At 64.5% G+C, this 12,510-nt stretch carries 10 protein-coding genes; all 10 read left to right on the top strand.

The window, feature by feature from the left end; translation table 11 throughout:
* Nucleotides 1-9: 9 nt before the first annotated feature.
* A complete protein-coding gene (aroB, locus tag VGH98_25785) occupies nucleotides 10-1,095 on the top strand; it encodes a 3-dehydroquinate synthase (protein ID HEY2379419.1) in 1,086 nt (361 codons plus the stop codon).
* Nucleotides 1,092-1,682, top strand: a complete 591-nt coding sequence (locus VGH98_25780) for a 3D domain-containing protein (GenBank protein ID HEY2379418.1) — start codon at nucleotides 1,092-1,094, stop codon at nucleotides 1,680-1,682. The genes aroB and VGH98_25780 overlap by 4 nt, the downstream gene beginning before the upstream one ends.
* 121 nt (nucleotides 1,683-1,803) lie before the next feature.
* A complete protein-coding gene (locus tag VGH98_25775; GenBank protein HEY2379417.1) occupies nucleotides 1,804-2,010 on the top strand; it encodes a hypothetical protein in 207 nt (68 codons plus the stop codon).
* A 323-nt stretch (nucleotides 2,011-2,333) separates the two neighbouring features.
* The gene (locus tag VGH98_25770; protein ID HEY2379416.1) at nucleotides 2,334-3,227 is read left to right on the top strand and encodes an RNA polymerase sigma factor RpoD/SigA; all 894 of its coding nucleotides are present in this window, start codon (nucleotides 2,334-2,336) and stop codon (nucleotides 3,225-3,227) included.
* A gap of 164 nt (nucleotides 3,228-3,391) precedes the next feature.
* Entirely contained in the window at nucleotides 3,392-6,898 is a 3,507-nt protein-coding gene (locus VGH98_25765) for a glycosyltransferase (protein HEY2379415.1), read from the top strand.
* Nucleotides 6,895-7,788 carry a diacylglycerol kinase family protein gene (locus tag VGH98_25760; GenBank protein ID HEY2379414.1) on the top strand — a complete coding sequence of 298 codons (894 nt, stop codon included), beginning with the start codon at nucleotides 6,895-6,897 and terminating at the stop codon, nucleotides 7,786-7,788. Before VGH98_25765 ends, VGH98_25760 begins: the two co-directional genes overlap by 4 nt.
* 90 nt (nucleotides 7,789-7,878) lie before the next feature.
* Nucleotides 7,879-8,541 (top strand): LON peptidase substrate-binding domain-containing protein, encoded by a 663-nt coding sequence (locus tag VGH98_25755; GenBank protein HEY2379413.1) that lies wholly within the window; start codon nucleotides 7,879-7,881, stop codon nucleotides 8,539-8,541.
* Complete coding sequence (locus VGH98_25750) at nucleotides 8,538-10,013, top strand: FAD-linked oxidase C-terminal domain-containing protein (GenBank protein HEY2379412.1); 1,476 nt, start codon at nucleotides 8,538-8,540, stop codon at nucleotides 10,011-10,013. Before VGH98_25755 ends, VGH98_25750 begins: the two co-directional genes overlap by 4 nt.
* Nucleotides 10,010-11,182 carry an FAD-binding protein gene (locus tag VGH98_25745; protein ID HEY2379411.1) on the top strand — a complete coding sequence of 391 codons (1,173 nt, stop codon included), beginning with the start codon at nucleotides 10,010-10,012 and terminating at the stop codon, nucleotides 11,180-11,182. Before VGH98_25750 ends, VGH98_25745 begins: the two co-directional genes overlap by 4 nt.
* The gene (locus tag VGH98_25740; protein ID HEY2379410.1) at nucleotides 11,179-12,507 is read left to right on the top strand and encodes a heterodisulfide reductase-related iron-sulfur binding cluster; all 1,329 of its coding nucleotides are present in this window, start codon (nucleotides 11,179-11,181) and stop codon (nucleotides 12,505-12,507) included. Before VGH98_25745 ends, VGH98_25740 begins: the two co-directional genes overlap by 4 nt.
* Nucleotides 12,508-12,510: the final 3 nt, after the last annotated feature.

Genomic DNA, 12,510 nt, shown 5'->3' with positions numbered 1-12,510 from the left:
CCGCTAATCATGGATCCGGTCGAGGTTGAGCTTCCGACATATCGCGTGCTCATCGCGCGAGGCGCACTCGCCGAAATCGGACGCGTGGCGGCCGCGACGGCCCGGGCGCATCGCTACGCTGTGATCTCCGACGAGAGCGTCGCCCCACTCTACAGTGGGAGGGTGCGCGCCGCACTGGGCGAAGGCCGCACTCGACTTTACACGATTCCACCCGGCGAGGAGCAGAAGACGCGAGCGACGTGGAGCACTCTGACAGATTTGATGCTCGCCGACGGGTTCGGACGTGACGCGGCGGTCATCGCGGTGGGCGGTGGCGTCGTCGGCGATCTCGCCGGTTTCGTTGCGTCGACGTACATGCGCGGAGTGCCGTACATCCAAGTGCCGACGACCCTTCTTGCGATGATCGACGCTTCGATCGGTGGGAAGACCGGCCTCGACACGCCTGCCGGCAAGAATCTCGTCGGCGCGTTTTATCAGCCAGCGGCTGTCGTCGTCGATCCGGACGTGCTTCGCACGCTGCCCCAGGAGCATCTGCGCGCCGGCCTCGCGGAAGCAATCAAACACGGCGTCATCGCCGACGCCGGCTACTTCGACTACGTCGTCGGCGCCGCGCCCGACATCGTCGCTGGCAGTCGCAGCGCTGCGGCTGCGCTCGAGCGCGTGGTTGTGCGTAGCGTCTCGATCAAGGCCGACGTCGTGAAGCGTGACGAGCGGGAAGGTGGAGTTCGAAAGACGCTCAACTTCGGCCACACCATCGGTCACGCCATCGAGCTCCGCAGCGATTTTCGCATGCTCCACGGTGAGGCAGTCGCGGTGGGAATGGTGCTCGAGAGTCGCGTCGCGGAGCGGTTAGGCATCGCCGAACCGGGAACCACTGATCGACTTCGCCAAGGAATCGAGCGCACGGGTCTGCCTGCCGCGCGTCCCAGGAACCAAACGCCTGACGAGATTCTCTCGGCGACACGCGGTGATAAGAAGGTGCGGGGCGGAGTCGTCGAGTACGCGTTGCCGGCGCGCATTGGCGCGATGGCCGGCGGCGATCGCGGCTGGGGCACTGCGGTGTCCGACGACATCGTGCTCGAGGTTCTGCAATGACTCGGCGGTTACAGCATCGCTTGGGCGCGCTCGCCTCGTTAGGCGCGCTCTCGAGCGGGCTCGCCCTCGCGACGCTGGCGCTCGGTATCGTGATCGCCTTCGGCATTCGGGACGAGCAACGCGCCGCGGCCCACGCACGAGCCGCCGCCGAAGTCGTTGCTGCCACACCCATCCCGCGCGCCGCGCCCATGGAGCCGGTTCCGCTCGAAGGAGTCCTTGTTCTCGCCGCAACGAAGAGTTGGACGAAAACGATGCATCGGCCGCTCAGAGCAGGAGAGCCGGTGCCCGTGCTGGTGACCGCTTATTGTCTGAGCGGCACTACACGGCGCGGGCGTTATGTTCGGCCCGGGATCGTCGCTGCGGATCGAAAGCTCTTCCCGCTGTCCCGATATATCGAGCTTTACGCCGGTGAGAAGTATCTCGGTCGCTTTCTGATCGATGACACCGGATCGAAGATTCGCGGCGCCCATATCGATGTCTGGGTGCCGACCTGCCGAGAGGCGACGATCTTTGGCCGCCAGCACGGAACGGCGATGCTCTTACCTCGGCCGGAGCTCCAGGTCGTGCAGGCGGGGGCCGCGAAGTAGAGGCTGGTGGTATGCGAGGTGCGGAAGGGTCCAGGGCCTAGAGCCTAGTGCTAGCGTTCGGCGCAAATTGCCGCCGCCTGACGCCCTAGTCCTAGCCCCAAAACCCTAGCCCCTTTGTGACATGTCTTCCTTCGCGACCTACCTTATCGGATTTATCATCCTGACCGTTGGGCTCGCGTTTGGCGCCTATCTGCTCAACATCCCGCAGACTTGGATCGTCGTTGGGGTCATTGTCTTGCTGGGCATCGGCGTCTTGATGGCGACGAGCCGGACGAGGCCTCGAGATCCGCCACCACCGGGTTCGGGGCCGCAGCCGCCAGCGGGCTGAGGCGCTCTTCGGCAGCCGCCGTATCGTTTTGTAACGACAAATAGGGGGCCGCTTCGCTGGGGACGAAGCGGCCCTCAAATTTTCGTGGCCAAAGTGAAGTAACCTCTAACTAGCCGTCACACCGGCGGATAACTCGTTACGCTTGGGATTCGCGGCCATTTTGATGAGACGAAGCTCACAATTCAGTATTGACGCTTCGAAAGCCTGCCATTACCCTAGCCGCCCCTGACCCCTAGCCCTACCTCTCGCGAGACTATCGCGCGATGGGCGCCGCCGCCCCGCCATGGTGCTCGCTCCACTGACCCCCGCGGTGAGGAGCGTGTATGGAGCAAGTGACGGAGACCAGGTCTACCAGAGGCTACTTTCGTTCTTCGCCCTCGACCGCATTCGACCAGTACCTGCAGGATATTCAAAAGCTGCCTCTTATAGATGACCCGGAAGAGGAGCGACGGTTAGCCCGACGCGCCCAGCGAGGCGACGAAAAGGCGGCAGAGCGACTGGTCACCGCCAACCTGCGTTTTGTCATCTCCTATGTGAAAAAGTACCAAGGGCACGGACTCGATCTCTCAGAGCTCGTCGCCATTGGGAATGAGGGACTTCTCAAGGCGGTGCGGAAGTTCGATCCGGACCAGGGCGTGAAGTTCATCTCTTACGCGGTTTGGTGGGTCCGACAGGCGGTTCTCAAGGCTCTCGCCGAGCAAACCAGGTCGGTCCGGATCCCACTTAACCAAAACTCGCAGCTCATTCGTCTGGCTCGCGCCGAGACCATCCTCGCTCAAGTTCTGAAGCGCGACCCCACCGAAGAAGAGACCAGCCGCCTGCTGGAAGAAACGCCCGAGGCGGTCCGCGCGGCGAAGCAGATGTCGGCAACCGAAGTTTCGCTCGACGCCCCCATCGACAGGTCTGATCGAGAAGCCTCGACCCTCGGCGAACGTTTTGCCGGCGTCGATGGCGCGGACATCGAAGACCGCTGCGACTACAAGCTCATGCGCGAGTTCATCGATCGCGTGTTCAGAAAATACCTCTCGCCCCGCGAGCGCAAGATTCTCTATCTCTACTACGGCCTCGAGGAGGGTTCCGAGGCGATGACGCTCGAGAAGATCGGCGCCCTCATGGGCGTTACTCGTGAGCGCATTCGCCAGATCAGAGAACGGGCGTTCGAGAAGCTCCGCGAATCGCCCGACGGCCGCGCCCTCTGCGGATTCTGGGCGGCGTAACAATTACTTTGTTGCCTGCGGCAGTAAACCGGGGACCTATCGGTCCCCGGTTTTCGTTCGTCCAATCGAGGGGCTAGGGTCTGGTCTCGGGCTAAGGGCTGGGGTTTGACCCCAGCGCCTGACGCGTCGCCCTAGCCCCTCTGCTATCATTCGATTCTCTCTCCATGCAGCACCGCACCCCCGTCTTCATCGACAGATCCGGCCGGCGATGGCAGCGCATACGGCGCGCAGCCATCGTCCTCGGCGTGATCACGACCGCGATCGGGCTGACTCTGGGTCTGAGTCTGCTCTTTGCTCCGAACATCCCGACGCTTCACCCGCAGTCGCTCACGCGGAAGCCTATCGTTAGGCTCACGGAGCGGGCACGACTCCTCGCCAAGCGCCGCTTTCAGCAGGCTCTGGCCACGAGCCTCCGTCATGTTCCGCCAGCCCGCCACGTCACCCGGATGCCTTCGGTTCCGTCCAACGGGCAGAAGCGTCCGCCTGCAGGCGACCCACTGATCGGCGGCTTCTTCGTCAACTGGGACGACAACTCGTACGCGTCCCTGGATGCCAATCTCCGGCAGCTCGATCTCGTCGTTCTCGAGTGGGCATTCGTCGCACGAGGTGGCGATTCGCTACGTGTCGACACGCTGAGCGGCAAGCGGGCGATGGCGCGCGTCCTCGAGGAGCCGGTCGAGAGGCGGCCGCGACTGATGCTGATGGTGAGCAACTTCAACTCGGTCGCGCAGCAGTTCGGGCAGCACGAGCTGCAGGCGCTACTGACGCGGCCCGCGGCGCGGGCGCGGGCAATTGGGCAGCTCACGCAGGTGGTGCGCGCGAACGGACTCGCTGGCGTGCTCGTCGACTTCGAAGCGGCGGACAATTTCCCGCATCTGCACGAGCTCGCGATGCTGTTCACGCGCGAGCTCCGTGACTCGCTGCGACCGCTCGGCAAGTCCGTCGCTTATGCGGTTCCTGCCTCGATCGATGACCGTGATCTCCGCGAGATCGCCGGATCCGTCGATCAGGTATTCGCGATGATCTTCGACGAGCACTACAGCGGTGGCGATCCGGGCCCAGTGGCAAGCCAGCAATTCTACGCGGACCGCGCGCGCGCCATCGCTGCGATCGTCCCGCGGGATAAGTTGATACTCATGGTCGGCGCCTATGGCTACGACTGGAACGACCGCAACGGGAAAATCGCCGCGGACGAAGCCACGTTTCAGGACGTCATGCGCGTGCTCCGCGACAGCGGCGCCGTCGTGCGCATGGATCGCGCGTCGCTGAACCCGGTCGTGACATTCGAAAGCCCCGACTCGACCGACCACGAGATCTGGTATCTCGACGGCGTTACCGCGTATAACCAGATCAAGGTGGCGCAGTCGTTAGGTGTCGCGGGCGTGGCTTTCTGGCGACTGGGCTCCGAGGATCCATCGCTCTGGCGCGCACTGGACGACGACGGGCACCTGCTCTCCCCCGAGCGCCTAACGACAGCCCTTCCCGGCTACGACCCGGAGATCGATGGCGAAGGGGAAATCCTGCGCATTCGTGCCCAGCCGGTGGCTGGTACTCGGCGTATCAGGGTCGACTCGACGAACGGATTGATCGTCGGGCAGGAATTCACGAGCTATCCAACGCCGTACATCGTCCAACGCTTCGGCGCGCAGGAGATACACCCCCACTGGGTTGCGCTCACCTTCGACGACGGGCCCGATCCTTCCTGGACCGGACCGATCCTCGACACGCTCCGTTCACGCGGTGTGAAGGCGACCTTCTTCGTGATTGGCGAGAATGCGGACGCCCACCTGCCGCTCCTGCGGAGGATCTACAGCGAGGGGCACGAGATCGGGAATCACACCTATTCTCATCCGAATCTCGGCCTAACGGGCCGCAAGCGCACCGAGATCGAGCTCGACGCCAACGAGCGTCTCATCGAAGCCATGCTCGATCGACGCACCGCGCTCTTCCGGCCTCCATACTTCGGCGACGCTGAGCCGACGACGCGGAACGAGCTCGTTCCCGTGGCGCTCGCAACGGAGCGCGGCTACATCACGGTCGGACTACACGTGGATTCGGAGGATTGGCAGAATCCGCCACCGGATTCGATCATCAAGAACGTACTCGACACTCGACCGGAGGATCCAACCGACCGCGGCGATTGCTCCGATTCGCTCGCCCGGGGACAGCGCACCACGGCTTGCAATGTCGTGCTCCTCCACGACGGCGGCGGCAACCGCGCCAACACGCTTGCCGCGCTCGGTCCGCTCATCGATTCGCTACGCGCGCGGGGCGACACGCTCGTTCTCGTCTCTCAACTCGCCGGGCTCACGCGCGACGAGGCGATGCCGCCGTTAGGCGCGATGGGTGGGATGGAGCGGGTGCTCCTCATCGGCGGCTTCGGGCTTCTGGGTATCGTCGAGTGGCTCCTCTTCTGGATCTTCACGATCGCCGTCGTGCTCGGCGTTGGCCGGTTGGTGGTGATTGGAGCGCTCGCGCTCATCCAGCGCATCAAGCGGCACCAGGATCGCTCGTTGCCGACGACGTTCGCACCTGCGGTGAGCGTCGTCATTCCGGCATACAACGAAGAGAAGGTCATCAGCCAGACCATCGACAGCTTGCTTGCGCAGCAGTATGCCGGTCCGCTCGAGATCGTCGTCGTCGACGATGGCTCGCGCGACGGCACGTATCAGCAGGCTCGGGCGACGCATGGACACCACGCGCAAGTGCGTGTGTTCGACAAGGCCAACGGTGGTAAGGCAAGTGCACTCAACTTCGGCATCGCGCACGCGCAGCACGAGATCATCGTTGCCCTCGACGCAGACACGCTGTTCATGCGTGATACGATCGCGGAGCTCGTCCAACCCCTCGCCAACGAGCACGTCGCCGCCGTGGCGGGAAATGCGAAAGTTGGCAACCGGATCAATCTTGTCACCCGATGGCAGGCGCTCGAGTACGTGACGAGCCAGAACCTCGATCGGCGCGCCTTTTCGTTGCTCGATTGCATAACGGTCGTACCGGGCGCCGTCGGCGCCTGGCGTCGCTCCGTGGTGCATCAGGTGGGCGGATTTCGAGAGGACACACTTGCCGAAGATCAGGATTTGACCCTGGCTGTGCGGCGTGCCGGTTTCTCCGTCGCTTACGCGGACGGCGCCATCGCGCTTACGGAAGCGCCGGATACGTTGCGCGCTCTCGCGCGCCAGCGTTTCCGTTGGTCGTTCGGCACGCTCCAGTGTGCCTGGAAGCATCGCGGCACGCTCTTCCATCGCCGGTACGGAACCTTGGGCTGGATCGCGCTGCCTAACGTGTGGCTCTTTCAGCTGCTCCTGCCAGCGCTCTCGCCGATCGCCGATTTGATGTTCGTTTTCAGCCTTCTCTCGGTGTGGGCGACGCGGACCTCTCATGGCGCAACCTATGCCCTAGTGAATCTCGAGCAGGTGTTGACGTACTACGCGGTCTTCCTGCTCGTCGACTGGGCCGCTGCGATGATCGCGTTTCTCATGGAGCCGCGTGAAGACCGGCAGCTCACCTGGTTGATCTTCATCCAGCGCTTCGCCTATCGACAGATTATGTATTGGGTCGTTGTTAAATCGTTCGCGGCGGCAATTCGCGGTCATGTCGTCGGCTGGGGTAAGCTGGAGCGAAAGGCGACCGTGGAGCTGGAGGCCATGGAGGCAGGTCGCAGCGCGTGAGCGGGAGCCGGATACTCGCCTTCGTCAATCGCGAGGCCGGTACGGCCGACGATGCGTGCGACGCTCTCGACAAATCGGGCGCATTCCAGGTGGAGCGTATCGCGCCAACCGAGCTCGGAGCGCGAGTACGACAGGCCGTCGAGACTGGCGCGCGCCGCGTGCTCGTCGCCGGTGGCGACGGCTCGATCGCAACAGCCGCCGATGCGCTACGCGGAAGGGCATGTGAGCTCGCCATCCTGCCCGGTGGGACGCTCAATCATCTCGCGCATGACCTCGGCCTCCCAACCGACCTCGATGATGCCGTGCGCGTCGCTGTCGGAACGACGACGCGCAGCATCGACGTCGGAGAGGTGAATGGTCGCGTCTTTCTCAACACGAGCTCCGTGGGTGCCTACGTCACGTACGTGCGAACGCGCGAGCGTCTCGAGCACCGCCTCGGTTACTGGCTCGCCTCCGTCGCCGCCGCATTTCGGATACTGTTTCGCCTCCGCACCTTTCGCGTAACGCTCGAGGTGAATGGAGTGCAACGCGAGTACATCACGCCGCTCGTATTCGTGGGCGTCGGCGAACGAGAGCTCCGTCTCCCGAGCCTCGGCGCGCGCATACGCGGCGGACGCGCTGGCCTGCACGTGATGGTCGTGCAATCCCGCACCGGTGGACGCATGCTCGCGCTCGCCTTTGCCGCCGCGGCTCGCGGCCTCCAGTCCGCCTCACGAACGCCGGCAATGCAGAGCTTCCTCGTCGACCACGTTCGCATCGAAGCGAAGAAGGGCGTGCTCGCATGGAACGTCGGCATCGACGGCGAGATCGTGCGTGTGTCACCGCCACTCGAATTGCGACTCGCTCGGCGAGCTTTGACTGTTGTCGTGAAGACAACTGAAGAAGCCTAGAGGGGCGGGCCTCGGGACCGACGCCTCGAGAGCCGCCCCTCGACGTACGCCCTGCTTCTCTTACACGCACTCGCGCACATACCTTATCCTGTGAACTTCGACCTTCCCCTTTTCCCCCTGCCTCTGGTTCTTTTTCCGGGGATGGCCTTGCCGCTCCATGTCTTCGAGCCGCGGTATCGCCAGCTCCTGGCTGACTGCGTCGACAGTGATGGGCGTTTCGGCATCGCCCGCCTTCCCGACGGAATTGCGGAAGCCGAGATCCCACCGGGCACCATCGGCTGCGTCGCCGAGATCGTGAACAAGGAAACGTTGCCTGACGGACGGTCGAACATTCTCGTCCGGGGCACCGATCGGTTCGCGCTCGTGTCATTCGTTATCTCGTCGCATCCGTACCACGTCTGCACCGCAGCTCCAATCGAGGATGAGTTCGAGATTGGCGCGGAGCTCGACGCGCTGGCCGAGCGCGTGCGCGACTTGTTCCGGCGTGTCGGGCGCGCAGCGCGCACCCTCGCGGACGATCCCGATCCGCTTCCCGAGCTGCCTGACGAGGCAGCAATCCTCTCGTTCGCCATTGCGTCAATGATCGACATTGGCCTGGACGCCCGGCAGGAGATTCTGTCGTCACGTTCGCCGCTCGAGCGCCTCGGCCATCTCGATCGCGTCCTCACCGACGCGTTAGGCACGCTCGTGAGCCGCGCACAGGTGCACACGCTCGCCAAAACGAATGGCCACGCCACCCACCTGGAGCAATGACGACCACGGACGGTGTGATTGAGAGCGAACGGGGCGCGATCGACGGCGCGCTCGCCGAGCGTCTGGCGAAGATGGTGGGTCACCGTCGAGTCCTGTTGCGTCCCGGTGAACTGCTCGCCTATAGCTCCGACGGGCTTCCCGGATACGTCAAACGACCCTCGGTGGCGGTGTTCCCGGGGACGGGCGACGAGGTGATCGCTGTCGTCCGCGAACTGGCGCGCAGCCACGTACCGTTCGTGCCGCGCGGCGCGGGCACCGGTCTCTCCGGCGGCGCACTCGCCGATAATGTCGTCCTCCTCGGGCTTAACCGCCTAACGCGCGTCCTGTCGGTGGACGCCGAGAACCAGCTCGCGGTCGTCGAGCCTGGCGTGGTGAACGTCGCGCTCTCGCGCGCAGTGAGCGCACACGGTTTGCTGTACGCGCCCGATCCGTCGAGCCAGGCCGCTTGTACGATTGGCGGTAACGTCGCTGAAAACGCCGGCGGTCCACACTGCCTCAAGTATGGCGTGACCCTCAACCACATCGTCGCACTCAAAGTCGTTCTACCTAACGGCGATGTCGTCACGCTCGGCAACGCCGCCGGCGAGTCTGAGGGCTACGATCTGCTCGGCGCATTCGTGGGCTCCGAGGGCTGCTTCGGCGTCGCGATCGAGATCACGGTGCGACTCGCCCGCATCCCCGAAGCGATCCGCACGCTACTTGCCGATTTCAACTCGATCGATGCGGCCGCCCGCGCCGTCTCGGCGATCATCGCGAGTGGTATTCTCCCCGCGGCACTCGAGATGATGGATGCGGCGACGATTCACGCCGTCGAGGCGTCCATCTACGCCGCCGGTTACCCGACAGATGCCGCCGCCGTGTTACTCGTGGAGCTCGACGGTCCTGTCGCCGGCCTCGAGGCCGATCTCGCGGCAGTCGTTAGGCTCTCGCGCGAAGCAGGCGCGCGCACCGTTCGCGTTGCCGCCGACGAGGCAGAGCGCGCAAAGCTCTGGCAGGGTCGCAAGAAAGCCTTCGGCGCGATGGGCCGGATCTCTCCTCACCTCGTCGTACAGGACGCCGTCGTACCGCGCACGAAGCTGCCCGAGACGCTCGCGCGCGTCCATGAGATCGGTGAGCGGTACGGCGTCACCGTGTGCAATGTCTTCCACGCCGGCGACGGCAACTTGCATCCCAACATCGGCTACGACGCGAACGACCCCGACCAGGCGTCTCGCGTGCACGCGGCGATGCGCGAGATCATGCGTGCATGCATCGACGCCGGCGGCACGATCAGCGGCGAGCACGGCATCGGCATCGACAAGCTTCCATACATGGATGCGATCTTCTCCAGCGAGTCGCTCCGCGCCATGTGCTCGCTGCGCGATGTGTTCGACCCCGAGCGTCGCGCCAATCCCGGCAAGGTGGTGCCGATTCACTCGTGCCGCGAATGGCACATGGCGCCTGCCGCGCGTGCAACCGCGGAGCGTGCGTGACCGCGCCGTCGACGGCAACGACGAGCCCGACTTCAGTCGCCGAAGTGCGCGAGTGCGTGCGTGACGCCGCGGCGCAATCGCGCCCTCTGCGGATTGTCGGTGGTGGCAGTTGGCTCGATGCCAACCGCCCTGTGCGCGCCGATGACACGCTCGTTATGCGCCGCGTTGCCGGAATCGTCGAATACGAGCCCGGCGATCTCACATTGACGGCCCGCGCCGGTACAACCCTCGATGAGATCATGCGTGCCACTTCCGTCCACGGACAGTGGCTCACACTCGATCCATATGGAGACGCTTCACAAGCGACGATCGGTGCGACGATCGCGACCGCCTCATACGGCCCACTCGCGCATCACTTCGGTACGCCCCGTGACATGACCCTCGGTGTCGAATTCGTAACCGGAGCTGGTGACATCGTGCGCGGCGGCGGACGCGTGGTGAAGAACGTCGCCGGTTTCGACCTCACGAGACTCGTCACGGGCTCATGGGGATCGATCGGGGTGATAACGGAAGTGACGCTGCGCCTCCGCGCGCTGCCTGGTGTGCAGGCAACGCTCGCGATCGACATCGGCGGTGGTGGCGATGAAATCGAGCGCGTCCGCTCGGGTCTGCATCGCATGCCCTTTGTTCCCCTCGCGGCCGAGTTGCTCGACGGCGCGCTGGCCCGCCGGCTCATAATCGGAAATGGTCCCGCCGTTCTGCTGGTTAGGCTCGGCGGCAACGACGACGCCGTGGGCGCGCAATGTGAGCAGCTCCGAAACGTCGGCGATGCGCACGATGTCGATCCCACCGTTTGGCAGAATCTTCGGTCCGCAGAGCCGGCACGCGCAGCGGCATTGCGGCTCTCCCGGCGGCCTTCGGAGTTCGCCGCAACCTGGCACGATGCAACACGGTTCGTCGAGCAGAGGCTGGGGAGTTACTGCCACGGTGACCCCCGACGTGGCGTCGTCCGTATCGTGCTGCCGAGTGCAGAGCCCGAGAAAGACACGTCGCTCGAAGGAATGCTCGAAGCGCAACGCGACGGCGGGCGCGTGTATGAACGCCTCCCGACGACGCTCTGGCGCTCACTCGCACCGACCGCAATCCGCAATCGGCTCGAGCATGGTATCAAGGCGGCGTTCGATCCACGCCACGTGTTGAATCCTGGAATCCTCGGAGAAATGACGTGAATAGCACGCGCCCGTTGGCCCATGAGCGCGAGATCCCGTCACAACCCTCTCGAAAGGCACCCTGCGCCTTGCCTGACACGCCACTCGCGAAGGTGCGTCCAGGCATCGACGCCTGTGTGCACTGCGGGTTTTGCCTTCAAAGCTGTCCGACGTATCTGACTCTCGAAGACGAGAATGACAGTCCTCGCGGACGCATTCTCCTAATGCGCTCTGCGCTCGAGGGCTCCCTCGCGATCGAGGATCCGTCGCTCGAAACGCACATCGATCGATGCCTCGGCTGCCGGGCGTGTGAAACGGTGTGTCCCTCCGGTGTGCCTTACGGCCACCTGCTCGAGGCGACGCGCGCGACCATCGCCGAGAAGCGCAAGTTGCCGTTCGCCGCGCGCGCGATTCTCTGGGTGTTCGAGAGACCAGTCGCGCTGACGTTCGCGATGTTCATGTCGCGTGTGCTGCGCGCGATGCGCATACCCGCATTGCTCTCTCGCATGCCCGGTCGCTTCGGCTTCGCGATGGCAATGCTCGCGTCGACCGGGAGCGACGGCGCACGTACTTCTTATGTCGCGCTCGGCGATGGCTCACGCGGCACAGTCGCGCTCTTACTCGGTTGCGTCATGGAGGGCTTGCTCGCCCCGACGAACCGCGCGACGGCGCGGACGCTCACGGTCAACGGCTATTCGATCGTCGATGCGCCGGGCCAGCAGTGCTGCGGAGCCTTGCATGCTCATGCGGGCGATCTGCGCGGCGCTCGCAAGCTCGCTTGTGCGAACATCGCGGCGTTCGAGCGATCGAATACGGACTACGTCTGCGCCAACGCTGCTGGATGCGGCGCGATGATGAAAGAGTATGCTCATCTCCTTGCCGAGGACTCGCAGTGGGCGGAGCGAGCGGCGCGTGTGTCGTCGCGCGTCCGCGACGTGAGCGAGCTGCTCGTCGCGGCAGGACCGAAGCGTGGCGCGCCTGTCAGCGCGAAGGCCACCTACGACGCCCCATGCCACCTGCTGCACGCGCAACGGATCGCCGATCCACCGCTCGCCATCCTGCGCGCAATTCCGCAACTGGAGCTCGTCCCGCTCGAAGGCGCCGAGCACTGTTGCGGCGCCGCCGGGATCTATAATCTCGTCGAGCCGGACACATCGAACATGGTGCTGGCTCCCAAGCTCCGTAACATCATCGCGACCGGCGCATCTCTCGTCGCCACCGGAAATCCCGGCTGCTTGATGCAGATTGGCGCAGGGCTGCGCCGCGCATCGAGCGCGACACGAGTGGTGCATCCGGTGGATCTGCTGGACCGAGCGTACGCGGGACTGAACGATGCTGAGAGGTGATAG

This window comes from Gemmatimonadaceae bacterium, from assembly GCA_036496605.1.
GTDB lineage: Bacteria > Gemmatimonadota > Gemmatimonadetes > Gemmatimonadales > Gemmatimonadaceae > AG2.
This window is presented reverse-complemented; position numbering and strand designations above follow the sequence as displayed.